Raw genomic sequence first — 26,712 nt, 5'->3', positions numbered from 1 at the left:
TTGGTGCGGCAAGGGCCTGGATCAGTGATCGCCAAACTCGTACTTGGCCTGCACATAGATGGCACGCCCGTAGGCGTTGTACAGGTAATTGTTGTACGGCTGGCCGCTGGTGCCGGCGAAGCTGAAGCGCTGGTTGTCCGGCATCTTGTTGAACACGTTGTTGACCATCAGCGACAGGGTCAGGTTGTCCAATGCACGGTAGTTCACGCTCAGGTTGTAAGTGGTGTAGGAGCCCCACTTGCCTGCCTTGTAGCCGGAGCTGTGGACGTAGTCGTAGCCATTGCCCACGTACGCCATGTAGTTCGGCGTCTTGCCAATGTAGTTGGCGTACAGGGTGGTGGTCCACTTGTCCTTGGCCCAGCCGACCGAACCATCGGCGCGCACCTTGGCGTACGAGTCGTACACCCACATCGCGTACGGGTCACGCAGCAGGTCCAGGAACTCATCGCCCGGCTGCGGCTGCAGTTCGCGCTTGAGCATGTCGGTGTAGTTGCCCGAGAACTGAAGCGAACCGAAGCGGCCCATGTCGTGCACGTACTTGAAGCTGGCGGTCAGCGCTTCCAGGTTCTGGCGGGCGACGTTCATCTTCGGGGTGTAGATCTCGTCCAGCACGCCGGACGCATCGCGGGTGATCCAGTCGTTGACGTTCTGGCAGCTGGCCGAGGTGTTGTTGGCCTGGCCGCCACGGCAGTAGTACTCGGCCAGCAGCAGCTGGTCGGAGCTGAGCGTATCGACCTCGTTCTTGATCTTCCAGTTGTAGTAGTCCACCGACAGCGACAGGTTGTTGATCGGTGCCCACACAACTCCTGCATTCCAGACGTCGGCGGTGATCGGTTCCAGGTCCGGATTGCCGGCGCGGGTGCCGAATACCGAGACGCTGTCATACGGGCAACCGGTGGTGTTGGCCGGGTCGTAGCCCAACTGGCCGCAGCGGTAGTAGTCGGTGGAGCCGTTGGCGTAGTAGCCGCTACGGCCCTGGAACGCGTCGGACAGCGTCGGAGCGCGGAACGCCGTACCGTACTTGCCGCGGAACAGCAGGCTTTCGATCGGACGGAACTCGACGCCGATGCTGTAGGTGGACTTGTCGACGGTGTTGCTGCCGATCTTGAAGGCGTCGTAGCGACCGGAACCGGTCACCGTCAGCATGTCATGCAGGGGCAGGCGCAGTTCGCCGGTCACCGCATAGTTGCTGCGGTGGCCGGCACCGGAGACCGCCGTGGTGCCCCAGACGCTGCCATCCATCAGGCCCGGATCGGGGCTGTAGTCCCAGCCTTCGCTTCCACCTTCAACGACCACGGCCAGGCCGGCGTCGCCGCCGGGCAGCTTGAACAGTGATCCATTGGTGACCTGTGCACGGGCCAGGTTCTGCCAGGTGCGGCTCTGGCTGTAGCTGTAGCCGGTGAAGGTCTGGAAGTCACCGGCCGGCAGCGGCGCGTAGAAGGCTTCCCAGTTCGGGCTGTAGATGTCGTAGCCGGTGCTGGTGGTTCCCAGCACCGGGCCGAGCACGCGCTGTTCGAAGTAATCGTTGATCGGGTCATTCCAGCGCACGAAATTGCGCTCGGTCAGCTTGTACTCGCCGCGGGTGAAGCTGAGGCTGTAGTCCCAGTTGCCGGCCGTGCCGCGGCCGCCCAGCGTCACCTGATAGGCCTTGTTGCGGTCGGTGTTCATGATGTCGCGGTAGCCGGCGCCGCCGATGTCTTCCGGGGCGAACACGCGCTGCAGGTTCATGTACTGGCCGCTGGCCTGGTCGTAGAAGCGGCCCCAACCGGAAGAGGTGCCCCACCAGGTGTAGCCGGAACCCGTCGCGTACTTGACCTCTTCCAGGCTGTACAGCGCATCGCCGAACAGCTGGAAATTGTCATTCACGTCGAAGGTGGCAGAGCTGTAGATCTGCGCGCTTTCCTTGCCGTTCTTGATGGTCTTGTAGCCGGTGCCATAGGTCGAGCCGCATGCCTGGCCGGTGGGTCGGGTGCCGAGCACGGTGGTGCCATCGAACTGCCCGGCGACGTTGGCGCACAGGTTCGGGTCCATCATCGCGTAACGGTTGTTGTTGGCCGGCAGCAGCACCAGGAAATCGTTGGAAACGTACTGCGGGCTGTAGCCGTCGGGATTGTTGACCTTGGTCAGATCGCGTTGGTAGCCCCAGATCGGGCTGGTCTTTTCGTACTGCACATTGACCAGCGCGTGGAAGCGGTCATCGACACCATTGAAGCCGCGGGCGCCGCTGAAGCGGAAGCTGTTGCCGCCGCCTTCGCTGTAGGCGCCGCCACGGACGTTGAGGACGCCACCATCCATGCGTTCCTTGAGGATGATGTTGACCACGCCAGCGATCGCATCGGAGCCATACAGTGAGGACTGGCCGCCCGGCAGGATCTCGATGCGCTCGACGATGTCGATCGGAATGCCGCTGATGTTGTTGAACGTATCGCCGCCGTTGTATAGCGCCGGATATGAAAGCATCGGGCGGCCGTTGATGAGGTACTTGGTGTAACCCGGGCTGAGGCCGAACATGCCGGCGGCTTCGGCGCCCTGGGTGAACGAGGCCGAGGTCTGGCCACCCTGCAGGCCGCCAGTGGACAGCGAGGACTGCTGCAGGACATCGGCAACGCTGGTGAAGCCGCGGGTCTGGATGTCCTCTGCGGTCACGGTCAGGACCGGCGTGTGGTTCTCGATCTCGGTCTGCGGAATCAGCGAACCGGTGACCGTCACGCGGTCAAGCTGGGTCGGTGCATTGCCGCTTTGCGCCAGGGCCGTGCCGGAGGCGAGCAGTGTGCCGAGCAGGGCGAGCGTCAGTGGGTGGCGCGAGAGTGTGGAACGATGGCGAGACATGGAAAATCCCCGTAGTGAGCGATGTCTTGGCTACCGGCTTCCGTGTCGGCTTAACGATCTGTTCAGTTGCATTCCATTCAGCCGGACCGTAACACGCACTTAACGCAGGGAACACACGATCGTCATTTCGTCAATCGGGCTTTTGCCTGAAAAATGGCGATATATCAATGACTAACGCCAATTGTTTTGGCGTGTTTCAAAAGATGGCGATATGAAGGGCATTCTTTCGTAGTGCATTTGCTGCTTCTGCATCAATGCTTTACCGAAGGCTTCCTGGAACCAAAAAAAAGGCCCCGCCGAAGCGGGGCCTGGTCCAGACACGAAGTCCGGAAAACGACGGGATCAGAAGTTGTACTTGACCTGGGCCGAGATCTGGCGGCCGTAGACGCTGTAGAAGCCGTCATTGAACGGGGTCGATTCGTTGCCCGGGTAGTTGTAGCGCTGGCCTTCCGGCAGCTTGTTGAACACGTTGTTGACCATCAGCGACAGGACCAGATCTTCCTGTGCCTGGTAGTTCATGCTCAGGTTGTACGTGGTGTACGAACCCCACTTGCCGGCCTTGGCGCCGGAGGAGTGGACGTAGCCGTAGCTGCGGCCGGTGTAGGCCAGGTAGTTCGGGGTGCTGCCGACGTAGTTGGCGTACACGGTGGTGGTGAACTTGGCGATGTTCCAGGCCACCGACAGATCGCCGCGGACCTTGGCGAAGTTGTCGTAGTACCACATGTTGTACGGATCGCTCAGCAGATCCAGCTTGGCGGCACCCGGCATCGGCTGCACTTCACGCTTCAGCATGTTGGTGTAGTTGCCGGAGAACATCAGCGAGCCGAAGCGGCCGATATCCTGCTGGTACTTGGCCGCCACGGTCACCGCTTCCAGGTTCTGGCTGGCAACGTTGAGCTTCGGCGTGTACACGCGGGTCAGGTTGCCACCGGCATCGCGGGACACCCAGTTGGTCACGTCACCGCAGCTGGCCGAGGTGTTGTTCGGCAGGCCGTTGTGGCACTGGTACTCGGCCAGCAGCAGCTGGTCGCTGCTGAGGGTCTTGACCTCGTTCTTGATCTTCCAGTTGTAGTAGTCGGCCGACAGCGAGAAGTTGCTGACCGGGGCCCACACCACACCTGCGCTCCAGACGTCGGCGGTGATCGGCTTCAGGTCCGGGTTGCCGGACTTTTCGCTGTACACCGAGGTGTTCTTGTAGAACGAGCAGGCCTCGTCACGCAGGCCGTAGCCCATCTGGCTGCAGCGGTAGTAGTCGTTCTGGCCGGACGAGTACGAACCGCTCATGCCCTGGAAGGCATCGGACAGGGTCGGTGCGCGGAAGGCGGTACCGTACTTGCCGCGCAGCAGCAGGCTCTCGATCGGACGGAATTCCAGACCGATGCTGTAGGTGGCCTTGTCGACGGTCTTGTCGGCAATCTTGAAGGCGTCATAGCGGCCCGACGCGCTGACGGTCAGCTTATCGTGCAGCGGCATGCGCAGCTCGCTGGTGACCGCATAGTTGCTGCGGTGGCCGGCGCCGGCGACGGCGGTGGTGCCCCACACATTGCCTTTGACGAAAGCCTGGTCCGGCGAGTAGTCCCAACCTTCGCTGCCACCTTCCAGCACAACGGCCAGGCCGGCGTCACCGCCCGGCAGGCTGAACAGCGAGCCGTTGGTCACCTGCACGCGGCCCAGGTTCTGCCAGGTCTTGCTGCGGTGGGTACCGTAGCCGGTGAAGCTGGCGAACTGGTCCGGAGTGATCGGCGAGTAGAAGGCCGCGTAGTCCGGGTTGTAGATGTCGAAGCCATCAGCGGTGGTGCCCAGCTTGGGGCCCAGCACGTTGTCGCCGAAGAAGCCATCGATCTTGTCCTTCCAGCGCACGAAGCGGTTCTGGTCCAGGCGGTACTCACCACGGGTGAAGCTGGCGCTGTAGTCCCAGTCGCCGACCATGCCCTTGCCGCCCAGGGTGACCTGGTAGGCACGGCTTTCGTCGGAGTTCATGATGTTGTTGTAGTGGCCCGGGCCGATTTCTTCCGGCGCGAAGGCGCGCTGCAGGTTCACGACCTTGCCCAGGCCCTGGTCGTAGAAGCTGCCCAGGCTCGACTTGGTGCCCCACCACAGGGCGCTGGAGCCGGAGGTGAACTCGGTCTTTTCCTTGCTGTACAGCACATCGGCGAACAGCTGGAAGTTGTCGTTCACGTCGAAGGTCATCGACGAGTAGAACTGGCCGCTGTTCTTGCCGTTCTTCAGGGTCTTGTAGCCGGCGCTGTACACCGAACCGCAGGACTCGCCCGACGGGCGCTGGCCGACCACGGTGGTGCCGTCATACAGCCCAGCGACGTTCGCGCAACGGCTCGGGTCCATCATCAGCAGCTTGTTGTCAGCGTTGGTGATGACGGCGAAGTCGTTCGACGGGACCTGGGCGGTGTAGCCGACCGGGTTGTTCTGGCGGGTGATGTCGCGCTGGTAGCCCCAGATCGGGCTGCCGTTCTCGATCTGCACGTTGAACAGTGCATGGAAGCGGTCGTCGAAGGCGTTGATGCCCTTGGCGGCGCTGAAGCGGATGTTGCTGCCACCGCCTTCGGTGTAGGTGCCGCCACGGAGGGTCATGGTGCCGCCGTCCATGCGCTCCTTCAGGATGATGTTGACCACACCGGCGATCGCGTCCGAGCCGTACAGCGAGGACTGGCCGCCCGGCAGCACTTCGATGCGCTCGACGATGTCGATCGGAATGCCGCTGATGTTGTTGAAGGTTTCGCTGCCGTTGTACAGCGCCGGATACGAGAGCATCGGGCGGCCGTTGATCAGGTACTTGGTGTAGCCCGGGTTCAGGCCGAACATGCCGGCAGCTTCGGCGCCCTGGGTGAACGAACCCGAGGTCTGGCCACCCTGCAGGCCGCCGGTGGTCAGCGACGACTGCTGCAGCACTTCAGCAACACTGCTGAAGCCGCGGGTCTGGATGTCTTGGGCGGTGATGGACATCACCGGGGTCTGGGTTTCAACCTGGGTCTGCGGGATCAGCGAACCGGTGACGGTGATCTTGTCCAGGTTGGTCGCCTTGTCCTGGGCCATTGCCGGGGCGGCGGCCATCAGAGCGGAAATCAGGGCGACGGCGAGCGTGTTGCGACGTGCGGTGTTGCTTACGTAGTTCATGTAGTTCCATTGGAGAGCAAAAACAAAAACGGCACTGCGCATGCGCCATCGCGCGGGCTGGAAATGCCAGCTCCGCAGCCCAAAACAGTGCGGGTCGAACGTAACATGAACTTAACAATCTGTGCACGAATCTGTAGCAATCCTGAATTTCAGTCAGGTTACGTCCAGCTTGTATGATGCTCGGTTATTCCCCCTGACCCCGCCGGTGCTCGTTGTGAACAGTTCTCCCCGCCGTCCCCATGCAAGCCAGGTCCAGAAGGGACTTACGCCGCATGCCCGCATCCGCAACGTGATCGCGGTTGGTTCGGGCAAGGGCGGCGTCGGCAAGTCGACTACTGCGGTCAATCTGGCCGTGGCCCTGCAGCAGCTCGGCGCACGCGTGGGCGTGCTTGATGCGGACATCTACGGGCCGAGCGTGCCGGCCATGCTGGGCCTGTCCGGTCGCCCGGAAAGCCCCGACAACAAGAGCATCGAGCCGCTGCGTGCGTTCGGCGTGGACACCATGTCGATCGGCTACCTGATCGAAGAAGACACGCCGATGATCTGGCGTGGACCGATGGCCACCTCGGCGATGACCCAGCTGTTCAATGACACCCTGTGGGATGACCTGGACTACCTGCTGATCGACCTGCCACCGGGCACCGGTGACATCCAGCTGACCCTGACCCAGAAGATCCCGCTGGCCGGCGCGGTGATCGTCACCACCCCGCAGGACATCGCCACGCTGGATGCGAAGAAGGCGCTGAAGATGTTCGAGAAGGTCGAGGTGCCGGTGCTCGGCATCGTCGAGAACATGGCGGTGCATACCTGCAGCAGCTGCGGGCATGTCGAGCACCTGTTCGGCGAGGGCGGCGGCGAGCGCATGGCCGCGCAGTACGGCGTGCCGTTGCTGGGTTCGTTGCCGCTGCAGATCGGCATCCGCGAGCAGGGCGATTCCGGTACCCCGATCACCGTGGCCCAGCCGGATTCGGTCCCGGCCCAGGCCTACCGCCATGCCGCCCAGCGCCTGATCGAGGAGGTTGGCAAGCGTCCGCGTGCCTCGATCCCGATCCTGTCGTCGCTGCTGTAAGTGCCAGGGCAGGGGCCGCCGGCAACGCCCGGCCCCCTGCTAGAATCCTCGCGCCCCCTCGTACCCCAGGACAAAGCATGAGCATCAAGAGTGACCGTTGGATCCGCCGCATGTCCGAGCAGCACGGCATGATCGAGCCGTTCGAGGCCGGGCAGGTCAAGCAGGCCAACGGCGAGCGCATCGTCAGCTATGGCACCTCCAGCTACGGCTACGACGTGCGCTGCTCGCGCGAGTTCAAGGTGTTCACCAACATCAACTCGACCATCGTCGATCCCAAGCACTTCGATCCGGGCAGCTTCGTGGATATCGTCGGCGATGAATGCATCATCCCGCCCAACAGCTTCGCGTTGGCGCGCACCGTGGAGTACTTCCGCATCCCGCGCGACACCCTGGTGGTGTGCCTGGGCAAGAGCACCTACGCGCGCTGCGGCATCATCGTCAACGTGACCCCGCTGGAGCCGGAGTGGGAAGGCCACGTCACCCTGGAATTCAGCAACACCACGCCGCTGCCGGCACGCATCTACGCCAATGAAGGCGTGGCGCAGATGCTGTTCTTCCAGGCGGCCGCCGATGACATCTGCGAGACGTCGTACCGCGATCGTGGTGGCAAGTACCAGGGCCAGACCGGCGTGACCCTGCCGCGGACCTGAGCGGCGCGCCATCGCATGACGAAAACGCCGGGCATGCCCGGCGTTTTCATGGGTGCGGCCACACGCTGCGCTCGCCGGGCATGGCCCGGCGCCAGCTTATTTCCCGCGACCGAACAGCATCGCGATGCCCACGCCCACCAGTGCCACCGGCCACCAGGTCAACAGCAGCTTGGACAGGTTCAGGTGCGTCCAGCCGAGGTTGCTGGCGAGCATGAACAGGCCGATCAGGATCAGCAGGACGGCGGCAACGAGGTTGAATCGCATCGGGTCGGCAAACGCTCAGGACTGGGCTGGATATCCTAGCCGTTCCTTCCAGTAGGCGACATGCTGGTCCAGCGCACCCGGCTCGTAGCGGTGCGCGGGGCCACTGCCCCAGACCGGGCCCGGCCACGCGGGGTCGCCGTCATGGCGGCCGATCACATGGAAATGCAGCTGGCGCACGATGTTGCCCAGCGCACCGATATTGATCTTCTCCACCCCGTCGGCGCCCTTCAGGGCCTTGCAGGCGCGGTTGAGCTCGGTGCGCAGCTTGTCCTGCTGCTCGCCGTCCAGCTCGATCCACTCGGTCACCCCGGCCAGGCGCGGTACCAGCACCAGCCAGGGGAATCGTTCGTCGTTCATCAGCCGCACTTGCGACAACGGTCCTTCCGCCACCAGCACGCTATCGGTGGCCAGGCGTGAATCGAGTTCGAATTCGCTCATCCAAGATGCTCCGAGAAGAAGTCCAGGGTGCGTTGCAGCGCCAGGGTGGCGCTGTCTGGATCATACGCATGTCCGACCTCCCGGTTGAAGGCGTGGTCGGCCGGATAGACGAAGGTGGCCATCTGCGGCAGCTTCTCGCGATGGGCCTGCACGGCCTCCGGCGGGATGCTCTTGTCCTGGGCACCGAAGTGGAAGATCACCGGGGCCTTGGGTGTCTCATCCAGGAACTGGACGTTGCGCGCACCGTAGTAGCTGACCGAGGGCAGGCCCAGACGCAGGGCCGACAGCATCGCCACCGTGCCGCCCCAGCAGTAGCCCACCGTGCCGACCTTGCCGTAGGGGGCCAGCCGGGTCGCTGCGGCACGGACCACCTCCAGCGCCTTCTCCATGCCCAGTGCGCTGACCCGTTCCAGGCCCTGCTTCACGCCGTCGGCGTCATAGGGCAGGGCGTCCGGATCGGCTTCTGTGCCGTCAATCAGGTCGAAAAAGGACGGCGCCAGCACCGCATAGCCTTCGGCCGCGAAGCGCTCGGCCACGCCGCGGATGTGCGGGTTGGCGCCGAAAATTTCCTGCACCACCACCAGCCCGCCACGCGGGGTACCTTCCGGCAGGGCGTGCCAGGCCCGTACCGGGCCGTGATGCGTATCCAGGGTGATCCACTCGGCCATCGTTTCCATCTCGTTGCGGGGAACAGAACGGCATTGTCGGCGCTGCGTGGGTTAGCGCGGTGTCAGCGGCTGTGCGTGATCGGGCGGCTGGCCATTCAGAGCGCGGCCGCCAACCCCGGTATACTGGCGCCCTTTCAGGCCCCGGCCCCCAGGAACCCCTGCCACGACGGCAGGGGCCCAGGCCCCCAGAGTCCCGCGATTCCATGTCCCAGCTGAACCCCAAAGTCGGCTTCGTCAGCCTTGGCTGCCCGAAGGCCCTTGTCGATTCCGAACGCATCCTTACCCAGCTCCGCTCGGAAGGCTACGACATCGTGCCGTCCTACGATTCGGCCGACGTGGTGGTGGTCAATACCTGCGGCTTCATCGATTCGGCGGTGACCGAGTCGCTGGACGCGATCGGCGAGGCGATGAACCAGAACGGCAAGGTCATCGTCACCGGCTGCCTGGGCAAGCGCCCGGAGCAGATCCGCGAGGCGTACCCCAACGTGCTAGCGGTGTCCGGCCCGCAGGACTACCAGAGCGTGATGGAAGCGGTGCACGAAGCGCTGCCGCCCAAGCACGATCCGTTCGTGGACCTGGTGCCCGACTACGGCATCAAGCTGACCCCGCGTCACTATGCCTACCTGAAGATTTCCGAGGGCTGCAACCACAAGTGCAGCTTCTGCATCATTCCGTCGATGCGCGGCAAGCTGGTCTCGCGCCCGGTGGATGAAGTGCTGCGTGAAGCCGAGCGCCTGGTGCGTGGTGGCGTGCGCGAGCTGCTGGTGGTTTCGCAGGACACCTCGGCCTACGGCGTGGACGTGAAGTACGCCGAGAAGATGTGGCGCGACAAGGCCTACCAGACCCGTCTGAAGGCGCTGTGCGAAGGCCTGTCCGAGCTGGATGCGTGGGTGCGCATGCACTACGTCTACCCGTACCCGCACGTGGACGAGGTGGTGCCGCTGATGGCCGAAAACCGCATCCTGCCGTACCTGGACATCCCGTTCCAGCATGCCAGCCCGCGCATCCTGCGCCTGATGAAGCGCCCCGGCGCGGTCGAGAAGACCCTGGAGCGCGTGCAGAACTGGCGCCGTATCGCGCCGGACATCACCGTGCGTTCCACCTTCATCGTCGGCTTCCCCGGCGAGACCGAGGCCGAGTTCGAAGAGCTGCTGTCGTTCCTCGACGAAGCGCAGTTGGACCGCGTCGGCGCGTTCGCCTATTCGCCGGTCGAGGGTGCCACCGCCAACGACCTGCCGGATGCGGTTCCGGAGGAAGTGAAGCAGGAGCGCCTGGCCCGCTTCATGGAAAAGCAGGCGCAGATTTCCGCTGCGCGCCTGGAGGCCAAGATTGGCACCGTGCAGCAGTGCCTGGTCGACGCCATCGAAGGCGATATCGCGGTGGCCCGTTCCAAGGCCGATGCCCCGGAGATCGATGGCCTGGTGCACATCCAGAATGCCGACCAGGTGCCGTTGCGCGTGGGTGAGTTCGTCGACGTGGACATCACCGAGAGCGACGAGCACGACCTGTACGGTGACGCGCTGCCGGCCGCCACCCGCCCGGCATTCGATCTCAAGATGCTGTGACTGCGGCGACGACCGCCGCCGGTGACGGCAGCGGCGTCCGCCGCTTCGTACCGCCGCCGCGTGCGGCGGTCGATCCACAGGTGTTCGCGCACCCGGTATTTGCCGGATTGCGCGACGTTCGTGATCTGTTGGAAGGCCCGGAGTGGCCGTCCATTGCAGCGCTCGAGGCACGCCTCGCGCTACCGGGCAAGCAGCTGGTCGAGCAGGATGCCAGGCTGCTGGCCGACGGCCTGCACTACGAAGCCCGCATCGCTCAGGGCCGCATCGCCACCCGCGCCGACAACTGGCATGACCTGTTCAACGCACTGGTGTGGGCCCGCTACCCGCAGCTCAAGCAGGCGCTCAATGCGCAGCAGTGCCGGCATATCGAGGCGATGCCGCCGGGTCAGCGCAACCGCGCGCAGGCGGCACTGACCCAGTTCGACGAAACCGGCGTGATCGTGCGTGTGCGCGATCACACGCTGCTGGCTGCCTGGGATGTGCACGACTGGTGTGCGCTGTTCGAATCGAGACACTGGCTGAGCGGCGACATCGCCATCGCTGCGGTATTCGGGCACGCGCTGATGGAGCAGGCGCTGCTGCCGGGCCGCCGGCTGGTGGGCAAGTGCGTGGTGGTGCACGGCAAAGCCGATGACACCTGCGTTGACGCAGTGACCGCGGCCATCGCCGAAGGCAGGGCAGTGACCGATCCCCTGCAGTTGCGTCCGCTGCCGTTGGCTGGAGTTCCGGGCTGGCACGAGAGACAGGACGCCGACTTCTATGCAGATGCCGAGTACTTCCGCCCGTTGCGTGCCGGCCGCCAGTATCCGCCGCCGTTGCACGGGGCTATGTAGAGTCGACTGTCAGTCGACTGCTCTTCGTTCCGAGGCCGTGAACGCCTGACAGATGGCTTCGGCGAGTCATCATCCGCGATTGAGGATCGCGGTGCGTTTGCCGTCCGGCTGCGGAGGTTTGTGCCGCGCTTCGCGCGGTAGTCGACTGACAGTCGACTCTACAACGGCTCGTATTCCACCCCGATTACCGCAAAGGTGAACTGGCCGCCGGGCAGCTCCACCGAGAATTCATCATCCAGCCGCTTCTTCAGCAGTGCACGTGCCAGCGGCGAATCGATGCTGATCCAACCCAGGCCTGCGTCGGTCTCATCCGGGCCGACAATGCGATAGCGGCTGGTGTCGCCACTGTCCACGTTCTCCAGTTCCACCCACGCACCAAAGAACACCGCCTGCGGATCGGTCGGCGTGGTGTCGACCACGCGCAGCGATTCCAGCCGCTTGGTCAGGTAGCGCACGCGGCGGTCGATTTCACCCAGCTGCTTCTTGCGGTAGGTGTACTCGGCGTTCTCGGAGCGGTCGCCTTCCGCGGCAGCGGCGGCCAGCGCCTTCACCACCTCCGGGCGGCGCACACGCCACAGCTCATCCAGTTCGGCCTTCAACCGGGCGTGGCCGGAGGCGGTGATCAGGGCGGTACTCTTTTCTGCAGGGGGACGCCAACGCGACATGTGGTGCAACTTCTTTTCAGGGGAACGATGGGGCCGGGTCCTTTCCACAGGAAAGGCCTCCGACCCCGGGAGGGCAGGTCAGCGTTTGCCGCCGAAGATGCCGCCCAGCAGGCCGCGCACGATCTGGTTGCCCAGCTTGGTGCCAACGGTACGCGTGGTCTGCTTGGCCATGGTCTCGATCATGCCCTGGCGGCGCTTGGTGCCGAAGATCGCATCCTTGATCGCCTGGCCGAAACCGCCTTCCTGCGCCTCGTCCTGCTCGCGGCTGCGGGCCGCCGGCGCCTGCGCCTGCTCGACCGTCTTCTGCGCGCGCTGGGCCAGCAGCTCGGCGGCCGATTCGCGGTTGATCGCGGTGTCGTAGCGGCTGCCGACCGGGCTGCCGGCACGCACCTGGGCGCGCTCGGCCTCGGTGATCGGCCCCATCCGGCAGCGCGGCGGTGCAATCATCGTCTGCTGCACCGGCATCGGCACGCCCTTGTCCTGCAGCGTGGAGACCAGTGCTTCGCCGGTACCGAGCTGACTGAGCACCTTGGCCACGTCCAGCTTCGGATTCGGCACGAAGGTCTCGGCAGCGGTCTTCACCGCCTTCTGGTCGCGCGGTGTGAACGCACGCAGTGCGTGCTGCACGCGGTTGCCGAGCTGGCCGAGGATGTTGCCCGGTACGTCGTCGGGGAACTGCGAGCAGAAATACACGCCCACGCCCTTGGAGCGGATCAGGCGCACCACCTGCTCGATGCGCTGCACCAGCGAGGCCGGTGCGTCGTCGAACAGCAGGTGGGCCTCGTCGAAGATGAAGACCAGCTTCGGCTTGTCCAGGTCGCCCACCTCCGGCAGCTGCTCGAACAGCTCCGACAGCAGCCACAGCAGGAAGGTGGAATACAACTTGGGCTTGAGCACCAGCTGGTCGGCGGCGAGGATGCCGATCACGCCGCGGCCGTCGTGATTGACCCGCATGATGTCGGCCAGTTCCAAGGCCGGTTCGCCGAAGAAGTTCTCGCCGCCATCCTGTGCCAGGCGCAACACCGAGCGCTGGATCGCAGCGATGGACTGCGCGCTGACCAGACCGTACTCGGTGGAGATGTCCTTGCGTTCCTCGGCAACCAGGCCGAGCAGGGCGCGCAGATCGTCCATGTCCAGCAGCAGCAGGCCACGGTCGTCGGCCAGCTTGAACACGATGTCGAGCACGCCGGCCTGGGTGTCGTTCAACTCGAGGATGCGCGACAGCAGGGTCGGGCCCATTTCGCTGACCGTGGTGCGCACCGGGTGGCCGAGCTTGCCGTACAGGTCCCAGAAAATGGTCGGGCTGGCGGCCGGCGCGTAGTCGGCCACGCCGATCTCGGCGGCGCGCTTGAGCAGGTTCTCGGCACCGGTGCCGGGCACGGCCAGGCCGGACACATCGCCCTTCACATCGGCCAGGAACACCGGCACGCCCAGCCGCGAGAAGCCCTCGGCCAGGGTCATCAAGGTCACGGTCTTGCCGGTACCGGTGGCGCCGGCCACCAGGCCGTGGCGGTTGCCGAGTTTCGGCAGCAGGGTGACGGCAATATCGTCGGTGATGCCTTTGCCGAGCAGAATCGGATCCATGGTCCAGCCCTTGTGGTGAATAGCCCAATGTTAACCGCCGGCGGTGACGGGCCGAAGGTCGGCTTGCCCGGACCTTGGCGGCGCCGCTACTCTGCCTGCCTGTTTCGCACACAGTGCCATCAATGCCCGTTCCTGTCCTGATTTCCCGCGGTTGGCCGCTGCTGGCCCTGGCCGGCCTGGTTTCCCTGGCGCCCGACGCCCATGCGCAGCGGGTTTCGGCCCGGGACAAGGTGAAGGTGGATGCGCTGCAGCAGCGCATGACCGCCGCCGAGAAGCGCTACAGCGATGCGCTGCTGCTGGTCGCCAATGCCGACCCCAAGGGCAGCAACGAGGCGGACGCCGCGCTGGAGGACATGGAAGATGTCCTCAACGACTGCGTGAAGCAGAAGGGCTGCCAGATGGGCACCCTGCTGGCCAGCTACAAGCGCCTGCTCAAGCATGATGCTGATGCCGCTGCCAGCGATGACGTGGCCGATGAGGGTGGTGACCGCCTGGAAGCCGACCCCGACCATATCGGCCCGCTTACCGCCGACGTGCCGGAGGCCGCGCGCGCTGCAGCGCTGCTCAACGACAAGCGACATGCCTTCGACACCATGGTCGAGTACAACCCCGCCGTGCAGGCCGGCATCCGCCGCTGGTTGACCGACATGCGCCCGGCGCTGCTGACCAGCTACGAGAACTACCAGAACCTGCGCGCGGTGATGTGGCCGGAGTGGGAAAAGCGTGGTCTGCCGGAGGCGCTGCTGTTCGGCATCATGGCCAAGGAGTCCAACGGCCGTGTGCATGCCTCCTCGCGTGCCGGCGCCGCCGGGCTGATGCAGTTCATGCCGGCCACCGGCCGCCGCTTCGGCCTGGGCCCGGACGGCACCGGCTTCGACACGCGCTTTGACGCACGCAGTGCCGCCGAGGCCAGCGCCAGTTATCTCAACGAGCGCCTGCGCGAACTGAACAACAACGTGGAAATGTCGGTGGCCGCCTACAACGGTGGCGAAGGCCGCGCCGCGCGCGTGTTCAAGCAGAGCGGTGGCCAGAGCTTCTGGACCGACAGCGTCTACAACCAGTTCCCCGGTGAAACCAAGGACTACGTGCCGATGGTGATCGCCGCGGCCTGGATCTTCCTGCACCCGCAGCAGTACGGTGTGGAGCTGCCGAAGATCAGTGCGCAGCCGGCCACGCTGCGCCTGGCCAAGTCCACCACCATCTACGAACTGACCATCTGCCTGGGCAGCCACGGCACCCGTGATGGCTACATGCGCGCGCTGCGCAATCTCAACCCGCGCTATGAGGCCGATGGCTGGATTCCGGCCGGCACGCTGATCAACGCCACCACCCGCATTGCCGGCTTGTACCAGCGCAACTGCGTCAGTGGCCCGCGTGCCGACCTGGCCCGCACCCTGATCACCGCCGATCTGAACGCGGCGATCAAGCGCCCGACCGCGGCCAGCTACACCGGCAGCGTGGCCGTGGGCGGCGTGGTGCCGGTGGCCGACGCCGCGGCCTCCACCAGCGTGCCGACCACACCGGTCGCTCCGGTAGCCACGCCGCGCCCGGCGGCACGGCCGAAGCCGGTGCGCAGCCACAAGGTGGGCCGGGGTGAGACCCTGGGCGCCATTGCCGCGAAGTTCCAGTGCGACGTGCCGACCCTGGCCCGCGCCAACGGCCTGAAGGCCCCGGCCTACAGCCTGCGCCACGGCCAGACGCTGAAGCTGCAGGGCTGCGACAAGTAATCCCCCACGACCTCTGGAACCCACATGGATCTCGAAGACACCCGCAACCTGTTCGCCAACCTCCGCGAAAACACCGACTGGGACATCAACGGCCCGTTGCTGTGGGGGTACTTCTTCGTGCACTCCACTGCTGAGCCGTTGCAGGCACTGGCAGAGCACCTGCAGGCGCAGGGCTATACCTTCGTGGAACTGTTCGAGCAGGAGCCGGAAGAGGGCGACGCGCCGTTCCACGTGCTGCACGTGGAGCGTGTGGAGATCCACGACGAAGCCTCGCTGGACCGCCGCAACCAGGAATTCGCTGCCCTGGCCGCGGAAAAGGGCGTGGAAGACTATGACGGCATGGACGTCGGCCCGGCTCCGGCCCTGCAGTAACGCGCGTACCGGTAGTGCCGGCCGCTGGCCGGCATTCCGTTGTGGAAAAAGGGGACGGAGGGGATTAAGTCGTTTATGCATAAACGACTTAATCCCCTCCGTCCCCTTTTTGTCAGCGCAGCTTCGCCAGCGCCTGGCCCAGCTGCACCGGGCTTTCGGCGCCCAGCTGCGGGGCGAACTCGGCTACGCCCGGCGGCAGCAGCACGATCACGGTCGAGCCGTAGTTGAAGCGCGCCATCTCGGCGAAACGCTCCAGCTGGATGCCCCGGCCGCGGTAGTCCTTGCGGGTGATGCGGTCACCGTAGGCCGGAATTTCTTCGCCGCTCCACACGGTTTCCACGCCGGACACCAGCAGCGCACCGACCATCACGCTGACCATCGGGCCGAAGCTGGTGTCGAAATGGCAGACCAGGCGTTCGTTGCGCGCGAACAGGCGCGGCACGCCGTTGACGGCGGCCGGGCCGACGCTGAACAGGCGGCCCGGCACGTGCACGGTTTCGCGCAGGGTGCCGGTCCACGGCATGTGCACGCGATGGTAGTCGCGCGGCGACAGGTACACGGTGGCGTACAGGCCGTCGTTGTACGGCTTGGCATCCTCGTCACTGCCCAGCAGTTCGGCGGCGGTGAACGACTGGCCCTTGGCCTGGAAGATGCGGCCGGCTTCGATCCTGCCGAGCTGGCTGATGCGGCCATCGGCCGGCATCACCAGGCTGCGCGGATCGGCATCGGCCACGCGCGCGCCCGGCTTCAGCGCACGGGTGAAGAACTGGTTGAAGGTGGCATAGCTGCGCGGGTCCGGGTTGGCCGCTTCGTCCAGATTGACGTTGAACTTGCGGGTGACCGTGTCGATCAGCCAGCGCGACACGCGCGGATCGTCCGAGTACGCCAGCGAACGCGCCATCGAGGACAGCAGGCGGTGGGGCAGGGCGTACGTCAGGGCGGTGGTGAGGCTCATGGGGCGGTTTTCTCGGTCAGCTTCTGCAGGTCGCGGGCAATGGCCGGCGCGTTGAACGGGGGCCGCACCAGGCCGGCAAGGCGGCCCTGCGGGTCGAGCACGGCCAGGCTGGCCGAGTGCTCGACGGTGTAATCCTCGGGGTTCTCGTCGAAGTGCTTGCCCGGCACCTTCTGGAACACGAAGCCCAGCGAGGTGGCGAAGCGCTCCAGCGAGGGCACATCGGCGGTGGCGGCCAGAGTGTCCTTGTGGAAGCCGTGCACGTACTCGCCGAGGCGGGTGGCGCTGTCACGGTCCGGGTCGACCGAGATGAACAGCACGCGCGGGCGCAGGCTGTCGGGCAGGGCCTCCCACTGGTTCTGCGCGCCGGCCAGCTCGGCCAGGGTGGTCGGGCAGACGTCCGGGCAGAAGGTGAAGCCCAAGAACACCAGGGTCCAGTGACCCTTCAGTTCGCCCGGGATCAGGCGGGTGCCGTCGGACTGGGCCAGATTGAAGTCGGGCAGTTCGCGCGGCTGCGGGTACAGCGTGATCGCTTCGGTGGCCGGGGCATTGGCCGGCGGCTTCGGCGCGAACACCTGCTGGGCGGCCAGCAGGCCGAGACCCGCCGCCAGGGCGATCAGCAGGATGATGCCGGCGTTGCGATTGAACATGGGAGCCCCCGCGCGAAGTGGGCTCCATCATACCGGCTGCGGCTCGATCGTTTCTGCCGCAACGGATGCCGCCGCGGGCGCCAGCCCCTATAATCGAGGGCCACTTTGCCCGCAGTACCGCCATGACCGCTGAAACGGCCGCCGAACTCCACACGATCATCGATCTGATCCGCTACGGCACCAGCCGTTTCAACGAAGCCGGGCTGACCTTCGGGCACAGCTACGACAACGCGCTGGATGAGGCCACCCAGCTGGTGCTGCACAGCCTGCACCTGCCGCACGATCTGGGCCCGGCCTACGGCCAGGCGCGTCTGCTGCAGGAAGAGAAGGTGCGTGTGCTGGAACTGTTCCAGCGTCGCATCGACGAACGCATCCCGGCCGCCTACCTGACCGGTGAGGCCTGGTTCGCCGGTCTGAGCTTCAAGAGCGACAAGCGCGCCCTGGTGCCGCGCTCGCCGATCGCTGAACTGATCGAGTGCGGCTTCGAGCCGTGGTTGGCCGGCCGCGATGTCAGCCGTGCGCTGGACCTGTGCACCGGTTCGGGCTGCATCGCCATCGCCATGGGCCACTATTACCCGAACTGGGAAGTGGACGGTGTCGACCTGAGCGACGACGCGCTGTCGCTGGCCGAGGAAAACAAGGAACGCCTGCAGGCGCACAACGTGACCCTGCTCAAGTCGGACCTGTTCAACGGCCTGACCGGTCGCCACTACGACCTGATCGTCACCAACCCCCCGTACGTCACCAACGACGAGACCGATGCCCTGCCGCAGGAATACTCCTACGAGCCGGAGATGGGCCTGCGTGCCGGTGACGACGGCCTGGACCTGGTGCTGAAGATCCTGCGCGATGCCCCGCTGCACCTGAGCGAGGACGGCCTGCTGATCTGTGAAGTGGGCGAGTCCGAGCAGCACCTGATCAAGCTGCTGCCGGAAGTCGACTTCGCCTGGATCGAATTCAAGGTTGGCCAGATGGGCATCTTCGCGGTCGAATGCCGCGAGCTGATCGCCCACAGCGCGCGCATCACCGAACTGGCGGCGCAGCGCCCGTGAGTTCCAATTCGTTCGGCAAGCTGTTCACCGTCACCACGTTCGGCGAGTCGCACGGGCCGGCCATCGGCTGCGTGATCGATGGCTGCCCTCCGGGGCTGGCGCTGGACGCGGCCGAATTCGCCCACGACCTGCAGCGTCGCGCTACCGGCAAGAGCCGCCACACCTCAGCGCGCCGCGAGGCGGACGAGGTCGAGATCCTGTCCGGCGTGTACGAGGGCCTGACCACCGGCACGCCGATCGCCCTGCTGATCCGCAACACCGACCAGCGCAGCAAGGACTACGCCAACATCGGCCAGCAGTTCCGCCCGGGCCATGCCGACTACAGCTACTGGCACAAGTACGGCATCCGCGACCCGCGCGGTGGCGGCCGTTCTTCCGCGCGCGAGACCACCATGCGCGTGGCCGCCGGCGTAGTCGCCAAGAAATGGCTGGCCGAGCGCTTCGGCGTGACCGTGCGCGGCTACCTGTCGCAGCTGGGCGACATCACCCCGGCCGGTTTCGACTGGTCGGCGGTGGAAGACAATCCCTTCTTCTGGCCGCACGCCGCACAGGTGCCCGAGCTGGAGGCGTACATGGATGCGCTGCGCAAGTCCGGTGATTCGGTCGGTGCGCGCGTGGACGTGGTGGCCGACAACGTGCCGCCAGGCTGGGGCGAGCCGATCTACGGCAAGCTCGATGGCGAACTGGCTGCCGCGCTGATGAGCATCAACGCGGTGAAGGGCGTTGAGATCGGCGACGGTTTCGCCAGCGCCGCACAGAAGGGCACCGAACACCGCGACCTGCTGACCCCGCAGGGCTTCGCCAGCAACCATGCCGGCGGCATCCTCGGTGGCATTTCCACCGGCCAGCCGGTGGTCGCCTCGATCGTGCTCAAGCCGACTTCCAGCCTGCGCCTGCCCGGCCCGTCGCTGGACACGGCCGGCAACGTGGTGGAGGTCGTCACCACCGGTCGCCACGATCCCTGCGTCGGTATCCGCGCCACCCCGATCGCCGAGGCGATGGTGGCGATGGTGCTGATGGACCAGGCGCTGCGTCATCGCGCGCAGTGCGGCGATGTTGGCACGATCACCCCGCGTATTCCCGGGCAGATCGATGGCTGACACGCGGCCGACCGTGTGGGTGAGCCAGCCGCTGATCGACGCGGCCATCGCGCCGCTGCGCGATCGAGTGCAGCTGCGCAGCACCGACACCGTCACCGCGTGGTCGCCCGACCAGATCGCCGAACAGCTGGCCAGCGCCGACGGCGCCATCATCACCCTCAACGAGCGCATCGGTGCGGCCCAGGTGTCCGGCGCCGCGCAGCTGCAGGTGATCGCCAATGTCGGGGTGGGCTACAACAACCTGGACGTCGACGCGCTCAGCGCGGCCGGCATCCTCGCCAGCAATACCCCGGACGTCCTGACTGAAACCACCGCCGATCTCGGTTTCGCTCTGTTGATGGCCACCGCGCGCCGCATCACTGAATCCGAGCGCTGGCTGCGCGAAGGCCAGTGGCAGCAGTGGTCGTTCCAGACCATGCTCGGTGCCGACATCCACGGCAGCACGCTGGGTATCCTCGGCATGGGCCGCATCGGCCAGGGCATCGCCCGTCGCGGCGCGCATGGTTTCGGCATGAAGGTGCTTTACCACAACCGTTCGCAGCTTCCGGCCGCGACCGAAGCGGAGGTGGCGGCCCGTTACGTTGACCTGGACACGCTGCTGGCGCAGTCCGATCACCTGCTGCTGGTGCTGCCGTATACCCCGGCCTCGCACCACCTGATCGATGCCGCCGCGCTGGCGAAGATGAAGCCGTCGGCGACGCTGGTGAACATCGCCCGCGGTGGCCTGGTCGATGAGATCGCGCTGGCCGATGCGCTGGCCAACGGCCGCCTTGCTGCAGCGGGTCTGGATGTGTACGAAGGCGAGCCAAAGGTACGCCCCGAACTGCTGGCGCTGCGCAACGTCGTGCTCACTCCGCACATCGGCAGCGCCTCGCTGGCCACGCGCACGGCGATGGTACAGCTGGCCGTGGATAATCTGGTTGCCGGGCTCGGCCTGGACGGCGGCCCATCGCGCATGCCGAGCGCGATCAACGCTGACGCGGCGATGGCCGCGCGCGTGACTCTGGGCAAAAAAACCGGGAAACGATAGGGAACCTCCGCGCGCCCCGCTTGAGGAGGTTCCCCGAACCCAGCTGTCGTGCGTGTTTTTTTCCCCATCCCCGTTTTCGTGAGAGTTTCCCCCATGAGCAATGCACAGCGCAGTTTCCACGTCGCCGTCGTCGGTGCCACCGGTGCGGTCGGCGAGACCATGTTGTCGATCCTGGCCGAACGTGATTTCCCGGTCGGTACCCTGAGCGTCCTCGCCTCCGAGCGTTCGGCCGGCGGCGAGATCGAGTTCAACGGCCAGAAGGTCAAGGTCCAGGACCTGGCCACCTTCGATCCGAGCGGCGTCGAGATCGCGCTGTTCTCGGCCGGCGGCAGCGTGTCCAAGGAATATGCACCGAAGTTCGCCGCCGCCGGTGCGGTGGTGATCGACAACTCCTCGGCCTTCCGTTACGACGATGACGTGCCGCTGGTGGTGTCCGAGGTCAACCCGGAGCAGGTCGCCAACCGTCCGCGCGGCATCATCGCCAACCCGAACTGCTCGACCATGCAGATGCTGGTGGCGTTGGCACCGCTGCACCGCAAGTACGGCATCGAGCGCATCAACGTCTCCACCTACCAGTCGGTGTCCGGCGGTGGCCGTTCGGCAACCGAGGAGCTGGGCAAGCAGACCGGCCAGCTGCTGAGTTTCCAGGAAATCGATCCGCAGCGCTTCCCGGTGCAGATCGCCTTCAACCTGATCCCGCACATCGACGACTTCCAGGACAACGGCTTCACCAAGGAAGAGATGAAGCTGATCTGGGAAACCCGCAAGATCCTCGGCGACGACAGCATCCTGGTGAACCCGACTGCAGTGCGTGTGCCGGTGTTCTACGGCCACTCCGAGTCGGTCGCGATCGAGACCCGTGATAAGGTCACCGTGGCCGAAGCACGCGCGCTGCTGGAGCAGTCGCCGGGCATCGAAGTGGTGGATCGCCACGAGGCTGGCGGCTACCCGACCCCGGTCACGCATGCGTCGGGTACCGACGCGGTGTACGTCGGCCGCATCCGCGAGGACCTGTCGCACCCGCGTGGCCTGAACCTGTGGATCGTGTCGGACAACGTGCGCAAGGGCGCGGCGTTGAATGCCGTGCAGCTGGCCGAGCTGGTCGCCGCCGAGCAGCGCTGATCACAGCGGTTGCCTCATCGGTAGTGCCGGCCGCTGGCCGGCATTGCCGTGATGGGGGCGTGCGTGTATGCCGGCCAGCGGCCGGCACTACCGAAGGTCTCCCATCGGTGGGTGCGGACCCCGGTCCGCACGCTTTATAGTGTTGCCCATGAATAAACGGGCCAAGGGCGCAAAGCGCCCGCTCACCTATCTGTCCGCCGCACTGCTCGCCCTGGCCAGCAGTTCGGCGCTTGCCCTGGGGTTGGGCGACATCCGGGTCCTGTCCAAGCCGGGCCAGCCCCTGCTGGCCGAAATCCCGGTGGTCTCGGCGGACCCGTCCGAACTGGAAAACCTGCGCGTGGCGCTGGCCTCACCGGTCACCTTCGAACGTGTCGGCCTGCAGCGGCCAACCGGACTGGTCAGTGAACTGCAGTTCGAACTGACCCGCGACACGCAGGGCAGGGCGGTGGTGCGCGTCACCTCGCAGGCGCCGGTGGAGACGCCGTCGCTCAGCTTCCTGATCGAAGCCGACTGGGGCCAGGGCCGCCTGGTGCGTGAGTACTCGGCACTGGTCGATGCGCCACCCAGTGCGTTGGCCGTGGCCGAGCCGGAAATCGTCGCGCCGGCCGGTACGCTCTCCAATACCATCGTGCGCGAACCTGCACCGGCTTCGGTGCCAGCAGCAGAGACGCCCACGACGCCGCCACCAGCGGTGGCGCCAGCACCGGCACGCCCGCGTGCGGCCTCCGCGCCAGTTGCTGCACCGGCGGCCGATGGCAGCATCACCGTGCAGCGCGGGCAGACCCTGTCGCAGATCGCCAGTGCGGTGGCACGTGGCAACCAGGTCAGTCGCGACCGCGCGATGATCGCCCTGCTGCGTGCCAATCCCGAAGCCTTCATCCGCGGCAACGTCAACCTGCTCAAGCAGGGTGCGGTGCTGCGCATGCCCGGCAGTGATGCGCTTGCTGCGGTCGACGCTGCCGAAGCGGCGACGCTCGTGCGCGAGCATGCCGCGCAATGGCGGCAGGCACGTACCGTGCCGCAACCGGTGGGCATGGCCGCACCGGTTGCCAGGGCGGCAGCCACGAACGCTTCTTCCCCGGCTGCGGCCAATGGGGCACGACTTGAGATCGCTCCGGCGCTGGCGTCCGACGCCGCGCACGCGGGCACAACCACCGGCACCGCTGCCGGCAGCGAGGGTGACATGCTGGGCAACGAACAACTGCGCCAGGCGCGTGAGGACATCGCCACCCGCGATGCCGAGATCGGCGAGCTGAAGCAGCGCGTGGCCGACCTTGAAAAGCTCAAGGAACAGCAGCAGTCGCTGATCGCGATGAAGGACAACGACCTGGCCGCCGCGCAGCAGCGCCTGACGCAGGCACCGGATGCCCGCGATGCGGCAACGCCGTGGTACTGGCTGGGGCTGCCGGTGCTGCTGCTGGCGGCGGGCGCCGCCTGGCTGCTGCGTCGTCGCAAGCCGTCGCCGCTGCCGCCGCTGCGTGAGGAAGACGATGCCGCCGGCCTGGCCGCAGCGGTGCCGGCGGGTGCGGCGCTGGATACGCTGGCCGAGCAGTCCTCGTGGTCATCGGCTGTTGCCGGCAACGGCCGCCAGGAACCGGCGATGCCCGACTGGGCGACCGAAACCGAAGTGCACGACGTAGTGGTCGCCGAACCCGTCGCCGAGCACGCGGTACGGGCCGACTGGCAGGCCGACACGCTGCGCGACGAGGACGCGGTGGCCTTGCCCGAAGCGGTGACCGATCTGCCGCGCTGGGACGATTCCGCAACCACCGCCGACGAGGTTGTCGTCGCCGCGCCGCTGCAGGACGAACGTGTTGTACCGCAGGCGCCGGCCGACGTGGCGGTGCCGGACTACGCACTGCATGCCGAACAGCAGCCGCAGTTCCGCGGCGTGTTCGATCTGCCGGCCGACGCGCATGACAACGAGGCGCCGGCGGATGCCGCTCATCCCGAAGCCATCGACGGCATCGACCATGGCAGCATCGAGGCCTCTCATTCCGACGACATCGCGTCGAGCGCGGCCGCGCCTGCCGGCGACGCCGGCTGGTCGCCACGTGCCGGCCAGGAGCGCCTGGAACTGGCCATTGCCTACCTCGATCTGGGCGACGCGCAGACGGCGCGCACCCTGTTGCTGGAAGTCGCCGAAGGCGGTGACCTGCACAGCCAGGCCCAGGCCCGCGAACTGCTGGCCCGCCTGCCGTGACCGAATCTGCCGACAAGGACCTTGCCATGAGCCGCGAACGCCGCATCGACTACGTTGAATTCGCGTCCAGCGACCCGGCTGCCAGCCGTGCCTTCTTCGAGAAGGTGTTCGGCTGGTCGTTCGTCGACTACGGCAGCGACTACACGGCGTTCGACGATGGCCGCCTGCAGGGCGGCTTCTTCCGTGGCCAGCCGCAGCGGGCCAGCGACAGCGGTGCACCGCTGCTGGTGCTGTATGCCGACGCACTGGCACCGGTCGAGGCCGCCGTGCGCGACGCCGGCGGCGAGATCGTGCGCGCGGTGTTTTCCTTCCCCGGTGGCAGCCGCTTCCAGTTCGTCGAGCCCGGTGGCAACGAACTGGCGGTCTGGTCCGAACGCGATCCGGCCTGAGCGCCGCCCCATCCGCAACATCGAGGTAGCACATGCGTTATGCGCTTGGCGTCGAGTACGACGGCAGCGATTTCAGGGGCTGGCAGAACCTGGGCGAGGGTGGTCCCAGCGTGCAGGCCAGCCTCGAGCAGGCCCTGTCATCGGTGGCTGATGCGCCGCTGCAGGTGATCTGCGCCGGCCGCACCGATGCCGGCGTGCATGGCCAGTGCCAGGTCGTGCATTTCGATACCGACGTGGTGCGCGATCCGCGCGCCTGGATGCTCGGCACCACCACCCGCCTGCCGCGCTCGATCGCGGTGCGCTGGTGCGTGCCGGTGGCCGATGATTTCCACGCCCGTTTCTCCGCGCGCGCGCCGCCGCTATCGCTATCGGCTGCTCAACCGCGAGGTACGGCCGGCGCTGGACCGGCAGACCCTGAGCTGGGAGCGCCGTGCGCTGGACGAGACCCTGATGCATGCCGCCGGCCAGGCATTGCTTGGTGAGAATGACTTCAGCGCGTTCCGTTCGGTGCAGTGCCAGGCGCTGCATGCGCGGCGTGAACTGCAGTCGCTGCAGGTCAGCCGTCATGGCGAAGTGATCGAAGTCGCAGTACGTGGCAATGCATTTCTTCATCACATGGTCCGCAATATCGTCGGATCGTTGATCCTGGTGGGCAGCGGCGAAAAACCGGTGGAATGGATCGCCGAACTGCTGGCCGGGCGCGACCGCACCGTAGCTGGTCCCACCGCACCGCCGCAGGGCCTGGTGTTCCTTGGGCCCCTGTACCCCGACAACTGGCATCTGCCCGCCGAGGTCACGCTATGAGCCGTTCCTACTACCGTACGCGCATCAAGTTCTGTGGAATGACCCGTGCCGGCGACGTCCGCCTGGCCGGTGAGCTGGGCGTGGACGCAGTGGGTTTCATCTTTGCCCGCGAGAGCAGCCGCCGGGTTGCACCGGCCGAGGCCCGCGCGATGCGCCAGGCGATCGCGCCGATGGTCGACGTGGTGGCGCTGTTCCGCAACAACAGCAAGGAGGAAGTGCGCGAGGTGCTGCGTACGGTACGTCCGACCCTGCTGCAGTTCCATGGTGAGGAAGACGAAAGCTTCTGCCGCAGCTTCAACATGCCGTACCTGAAGGCGATCGCCATGGGCGGCCGTGAAGAGGTCAACGCCCGCACCCTGCAGCTGCGCTACCCCAGCGCTGCCGGCTTCCTGTTCGACAGCCACGCCCCGGGTGGCGGTGGCGGCACTGGCGTGGCGTTCGACTGGGGCCGCGTTCCGACCGGGTTGCACCGGCCGTTCCTGCTGGCCGGTGGCCTGAACCCTGAGAACGTCTACGATGCTGTGCTGGCGACGCTGCCGTGGGGCGTGGACGTCTCCAGCGGCATCGAGCTGGAGCCGGGCATCAAGGACGGCTACAAAATGCGCACCTTCGTCGAAGAAGTGCGTCGCGCGGATTGCACCGTTCTGGAGTGATCCGCGTCACCTGAGGGGTCACCCGGAATGTCATCGTTGACGGTGCATTCCGCCGTGCCGTGAAGGCGGGCGAATCCTGAATGCGATGAGTATCACGCTTTCGGGTAATTCAGGTTCCAGCGCCAAAAAGTCGACACCCCCCGAACATCTGATCGGACACAATGCGCCCAGCCTGTCTTGGCTGGGTGCGATGCCGTGTGCGTGTCGCTGGCCGCGCCCCTGAGATACGCCTTACCTTTCGAACGAGGACGCAATGGATATGCCCCATCTCTCTTTCCCCCGTATCCGCCTGGCCCGCCTGACGCTCGTGCCCGGTCTGCTGCTTGCCTTGGGCGCGTGTGCGGCTGGTGACTCATCCGCCCCGACCGCATCGGCACCGGCCGCTGCCGCACCGGCAGATGCACCTGCCACAGCACCGGCCACGGTTCCGGCGGCAGCACCGGCTGCCGACGGCCTGGCGGCGCTGATCCAGGCCAGTGGCGTGAAATGCAGCAACGCCAGTACGGGTAGCGGCTGCACGGCCGGCGATGTGGACAGCGGTGATTTCTACGATGTCGAACTGTCGCCGGACTGTGGCGACCAGGGTTTCTTCGCGGGCGTAGCCGATGCCAAGGGCGTGGAGACGTTGAGTGCGGTGCCATCCACCGGCAGCAAGGCCAGCGTGACCGCGAAGCTGTCGAAGGGGCAGCTGGTCTGCGTGCAGGGCATCGGGCGTACCGGACAGAATCCGCTGTTCTATTACGTCGTTGCGGTTCCCGCTGCGACGGTCGGCAAGTGCAAGGGCAACACGTTGTGTGACACCTATGGCGACAGGCCGATCACTGGCCTGGCGACCACGGGGGGCGAGGCCTGCCATGCGACGGCGCCGGGACGTTACGCCGGGAACTGCGCACAGGGCTGGGTCAGTGCGGACGTGCTCGACGTGTTTTCCAACGGAATGTAATCACCGCCAGGGGAGCGG

The 26,712-nt window shown here is 66.0% G+C and carries 23 protein-coding genes and 1 pseudogene; 15 read left to right on the top strand and 9 right to left on the bottom strand.

All coding sequences use genetic code 11. The features are described 5' to 3' along the window. Positions 1 to 21: 21 nt before the first annotated feature. Both ACZK13_RS15060 and ACZK13_RS15055 read right to left on the bottom strand, forming a co-directional pair. Complete coding sequence (locus ACZK13_RS15060; protein ID WP_049460709.1) at positions 22 to 2,829, bottom strand: TonB-dependent receptor domain-containing protein; 2,808 nt, start codon at positions 2,827 to 2,829, stop codon at positions 22 to 24. Between the two features lie 342 nt (positions 2,830 to 3,171). Next, positions 3,172 to 5,961: a TonB-dependent receptor plug domain-containing protein gene (locus tag ACZK13_RS15055; protein ID WP_049460707.1), complete on the bottom strand. Its 2,790-nt coding sequence runs from the start codon at positions 5,959 to 5,961 to the stop codon at positions 3,172 to 3,174. A gap of 214 nt (positions 5,962 to 6,175) precedes the next feature. Between ACZK13_RS15055 and apbC the strand changes: the two genes are divergently transcribed. After that, positions 6,176 to 7,030: an iron-sulfur cluster carrier protein ApbC gene (apbC, locus tag ACZK13_RS15050; protein ID WP_026347084.1), complete on the top strand. Its 855-nt coding sequence runs from the start codon at positions 6,176 to 6,178 to the stop codon at positions 7,028 to 7,030. Between the two features lie 77 nt (positions 7,031 to 7,107). Continuing rightward, complete coding sequence (dcd, locus tag ACZK13_RS15045; protein WP_010483020.1) at positions 7,108 to 7,680, top strand: dCTP deaminase; 573 nt, start codon at positions 7,108 to 7,110, stop codon at positions 7,678 to 7,680. A gap of 96 nt (positions 7,681 to 7,776) precedes the next feature. Here the strand turns inward: dcd and ACZK13_RS15040 are convergent, their stop codons facing one another. The 3 genes from ACZK13_RS15040 to ACZK13_RS15030 are packed head-to-tail and all read right to left on the bottom strand — an operon-like array spanning position 7,777 to position 9,050. Beyond that, positions 7,777 to 7,944, bottom strand: coding sequence for a LiaI-LiaF-like domain-containing protein (locus ACZK13_RS15040; protein ID WP_005418011.1), 168 nt, complete (start codon positions 7,942 to 7,944; stop codon positions 7,777 to 7,779). Between the two features lie 15 nt (positions 7,945 to 7,959). Then, complete coding sequence (locus ACZK13_RS15035) at positions 7,960 to 8,382, bottom strand: HIT domain-containing protein (protein WP_049398714.1); 423 nt, start codon at positions 8,380 to 8,382, stop codon at positions 7,960 to 7,962. After that, the gene (locus tag ACZK13_RS15030; RefSeq protein ID WP_125895846.1) at positions 8,379 to 9,050 is read right to left on the bottom strand and encodes a dienelactone hydrolase family protein; all 672 of its coding nucleotides are present in this window, start codon (positions 9,048 to 9,050) and stop codon (positions 8,379 to 8,381) included. Before ACZK13_RS15030 ends, ACZK13_RS15035 begins: the two co-directional genes overlap by 4 nt. Before the next feature lie 203 nt (positions 9,051 to 9,253). On the opposite strand from ACZK13_RS15030, the gene rimO reads away from it, so the two are divergent. Beyond that, positions 9,254 to 10,615: a 30S ribosomal protein S12 methylthiotransferase RimO gene (gene rimO / locus ACZK13_RS15025; RefSeq protein ID WP_049398716.1), complete on the top strand. Its 1,362-nt coding sequence runs from the start codon at positions 9,254 to 9,256 to the stop codon at positions 10,613 to 10,615. Further along, positions 10,612 to 11,448: a DUF3025 domain-containing protein gene (locus ACZK13_RS15020; protein WP_478481872.1), complete on the top strand. Its 837-nt coding sequence runs from the start codon at positions 10,612 to 10,614 to the stop codon at positions 11,446 to 11,448. The genes rimO and ACZK13_RS15020 overlap by 4 nt, the downstream gene beginning before the upstream one ends. Positions 11,449 to 11,606: 158 nt before the next feature. Here the strand turns inward: ACZK13_RS15020 and greB are convergent, their stop codons facing one another. Together greB and ACZK13_RS15010 are read right to left on the bottom strand one after the other, a co-directional pair. Then, a complete protein-coding gene (greB, locus tag ACZK13_RS15015; RefSeq protein ID WP_032128239.1) occupies positions 11,607 to 12,113 on the bottom strand; it encodes a transcription elongation factor GreB in 507 nt (168 codons plus the stop codon). A 78-nt stretch (positions 12,114 to 12,191) separates the two neighbouring features. Next, positions 12,192 to 13,697 (bottom strand): helicase HerA-like domain-containing protein, encoded by a 1,506-nt coding sequence (locus tag ACZK13_RS15010; protein WP_478481871.1) that lies wholly within the window; start codon positions 13,695 to 13,697, stop codon positions 12,192 to 12,194. Positions 13,698 to 13,819: 122 nt separating this feature from the next. On the opposite strand from ACZK13_RS15010, the gene ACZK13_RS15005 reads away from it, so the two are divergent. Next, positions 13,820 to 15,424, top strand: a complete 1,605-nt coding sequence (locus ACZK13_RS15005) for a transglycosylase SLT domain-containing protein (RefSeq protein WP_071228772.1) — start codon at positions 13,820 to 13,822, stop codon at positions 15,422 to 15,424. A 24-nt stretch (positions 15,425 to 15,448) separates the two neighbouring features. Beyond that, a complete protein-coding gene (locus ACZK13_RS15000; RefSeq protein WP_032128242.1) occupies positions 15,449 to 15,796 on the top strand; it encodes a ribonuclease E inhibitor RraB in 348 nt (115 codons plus the stop codon). 112 nt (positions 15,797 to 15,908) lie between these two features. On the opposite strand, the gene asd is transcribed toward ACZK13_RS15000, so the two are convergent. Both asd and ACZK13_RS14990 read right to left on the bottom strand, forming a co-directional pair. Then, entirely contained in the window at positions 15,909 to 16,751 is an 843-nt protein-coding gene (gene asd, locus ACZK13_RS14995; protein ID WP_197615841.1) for an archaetidylserine decarboxylase, read from the bottom strand. Beyond that, positions 16,748 to 17,398: an SCO family protein gene (locus ACZK13_RS14990; RefSeq protein ID WP_006381470.1), complete on the bottom strand. Its 651-nt coding sequence runs from the start codon at positions 17,396 to 17,398 to the stop codon at positions 16,748 to 16,750. Before ACZK13_RS14990 ends, asd begins: the two co-directional genes overlap by 4 nt. 122 nt (positions 17,399 to 17,520) lie before the next feature. On the opposite strand from ACZK13_RS14990, the gene prmB reads away from it, so the two are divergent. The 9 genes and pseudogenes from prmB (at position 17,521) to ACZK13_RS14945 (ending at position 26,694) form a co-directional block, all read left to right on the top strand. Next, positions 17,521 to 18,450, top strand: a complete 930-nt coding sequence (gene prmB, locus ACZK13_RS14985) for a 50S ribosomal protein L3 N(5)-glutamine methyltransferase (RefSeq protein ID WP_032128243.1) — start codon at positions 17,521 to 17,523, stop codon at positions 18,448 to 18,450. Then, positions 18,447 to 19,550: a chorismate synthase gene (gene aroC / locus ACZK13_RS14980; RefSeq protein WP_010483045.1), complete on the top strand. Its 1,104-nt coding sequence runs from the start codon at positions 18,447 to 18,449 to the stop codon at positions 19,548 to 19,550. Before prmB ends, aroC begins: the two co-directional genes overlap by 4 nt. Further along, positions 19,543 to 20,580, top strand: coding sequence for a 2-hydroxyacid dehydrogenase (locus ACZK13_RS14975; protein WP_125895652.1), 1,038 nt, complete (start codon positions 19,543 to 19,545; stop codon positions 20,578 to 20,580). The genes aroC and ACZK13_RS14975 overlap by 8 nt, the downstream gene beginning before the upstream one ends. Positions 20,581 to 20,673: 93 nt before the next feature. Beyond that, a complete protein-coding gene (locus ACZK13_RS14970; protein ID WP_012511725.1) occupies positions 20,674 to 21,702 on the top strand; it encodes an aspartate-semialdehyde dehydrogenase in 1,029 nt (342 codons plus the stop codon). 148 nt (positions 21,703 to 21,850) lie between these two features. Continuing rightward, positions 21,851 to 23,905, top strand: coding sequence for a FimV/HubP family polar landmark protein (locus ACZK13_RS14965; RefSeq protein WP_197617183.1), 2,055 nt, complete (start codon positions 21,851 to 21,853; stop codon positions 23,903 to 23,905). 26 nt (positions 23,906 to 23,931) lie between these two features. Further along, positions 23,932 to 24,294: a VOC family protein gene (locus ACZK13_RS14960; protein ID WP_032128247.1), complete on the top strand. Its 363-nt coding sequence runs from the start codon at positions 23,932 to 23,934 to the stop codon at positions 24,292 to 24,294. Positions 24,295 to 24,326: 32 nt separating this feature from the next. Beyond that, a pseudogene (gene truA, locus ACZK13_RS14955) lies at positions 24,327 to 25,098 on the top strand (tRNA pseudouridine(38-40) synthase TruA). Beyond that, positions 25,095 to 25,751 (top strand): phosphoribosylanthranilate isomerase, encoded by a 657-nt coding sequence (locus ACZK13_RS14950; RefSeq protein WP_019660598.1) that lies wholly within the window; start codon positions 25,095 to 25,097, stop codon positions 25,749 to 25,751. Before truA ends, ACZK13_RS14950 begins: the two are co-directional and overlap by 4 nt. A 253-nt stretch (positions 25,752 to 26,004) precedes the next feature. After that, a complete protein-coding gene (locus ACZK13_RS14945; RefSeq protein ID WP_180836626.1) occupies positions 26,005 to 26,694 on the top strand; it encodes a hypothetical protein in 690 nt (229 codons plus the stop codon). The last annotated feature ends 18 nt before the right edge of the window (positions 26,695 to 26,712 follow it).

This window comes from Stenotrophomonas sp. 99219_Sma (assembly GCF_056480785.1).
This window is presented reverse-complemented; position numbering and strand designations above follow the sequence as displayed.

Excerpts from the sequence above, each read along its gene's own strand:
- ACZK13_RS15060 (WP_049460709.1), bottom strand. The coding sequence starts at position 2,829 with ATGTCTCGCCATCGTTCCACACTCTCGCGCCACCCACTGACGCTCGCC.
- ACZK13_RS15055 (WP_049460707.1), bottom strand. The coding sequence starts at position 5,961 with ATGAACTACGTAAGCAACACCGCACGTCGCAACACGCTCGCCGTCGCC.
- dcd (WP_010483020.1), top strand. The coding sequence starts at position 7,108 with ATGAGCATCAAGAGTGACCGTTGGATCCGCCGCATGTCCGAGCAGCAC.
- ACZK13_RS15040 (WP_005418011.1), bottom strand. The coding sequence starts at position 7,944 with ATGCGATTCAACCTCGTTGCCGCCGTCCTGCTGATCCTGATCGGCCTG.
- ACZK13_RS15035 (WP_049398714.1), bottom strand. The coding sequence starts at position 8,382 with ATGAGCGAATTCGAACTCGATTCACGCCTGGCCACCGATAGCGTGCTG.
- ACZK13_RS15030 (WP_125895846.1), bottom strand. The coding sequence starts at position 9,050 with ATGGCCGAGTGGATCACCCTGGATACGCATCACGGCCCGGTACGGGCC.
- rimO (WP_049398716.1), top strand. The coding sequence starts at position 9,254 with ATGTCCCAGCTGAACCCCAAAGTCGGCTTCGTCAGCCTTGGCTGCCCG.
- greB (WP_032128239.1), bottom strand. The coding sequence starts at position 12,113 with ATGTCGCGTTGGCGTCCCCCTGCAGAAAAGAGTACCGCCCTGATCACC.
- ACZK13_RS15010 (WP_478481871.1), bottom strand. The coding sequence starts at position 13,697 with ATGGATCCGATTCTGCTCGGCAAAGGCATCACCGACGATATTGCCGTC.
- ACZK13_RS15005 (WP_071228772.1), top strand. The coding sequence starts at position 13,820 with ATGCCCGTTCCTGTCCTGATTTCCCGCGGTTGGCCGCTGCTGGCCCTG.
- ACZK13_RS15000 (WP_032128242.1), top strand. The coding sequence starts at position 15,449 with ATGGATCTCGAAGACACCCGCAACCTGTTCGCCAACCTCCGCGAAAAC.
- asd (WP_197615841.1), bottom strand. The coding sequence starts at position 16,751 with ATGAGCCTCACCACCGCCCTGACGTACGCCCTGCCCCACCGCCTGCTG.
- ACZK13_RS14990 (WP_006381470.1), bottom strand. The coding sequence starts at position 17,398 with ATGTTCAATCGCAACGCCGGCATCATCCTGCTGATCGCCCTGGCGGCG.
- prmB (WP_032128243.1), top strand. The coding sequence starts at position 17,521 with ATGACCGCTGAAACGGCCGCCGAACTCCACACGATCATCGATCTGATC.
- ACZK13_RS14975 (WP_125895652.1), top strand. The coding sequence starts at position 19,543 with ATGGCTGACACGCGGCCGACCGTGTGGGTGAGCCAGCCGCTGATCGAC.
- ACZK13_RS14970 (WP_012511725.1), top strand. The coding sequence starts at position 20,674 with ATGAGCAATGCACAGCGCAGTTTCCACGTCGCCGTCGTCGGTGCCACC.
- ACZK13_RS14965 (WP_197617183.1), top strand. The coding sequence starts at position 21,851 with ATGAATAAACGGGCCAAGGGCGCAAAGCGCCCGCTCACCTATCTGTCC.
- ACZK13_RS14960 (WP_032128247.1), top strand. The coding sequence starts at position 23,932 with ATGAGCCGCGAACGCCGCATCGACTACGTTGAATTCGCGTCCAGCGAC.
- ACZK13_RS14950 (WP_019660598.1), top strand. The coding sequence starts at position 25,095 with ATGAGCCGTTCCTACTACCGTACGCGCATCAAGTTCTGTGGAATGACC.
- ACZK13_RS14945 (WP_180836626.1), top strand. The coding sequence starts at position 26,005 with ATGGATATGCCCCATCTCTCTTTCCCCCGTATCCGCCTGGCCCGCCTG.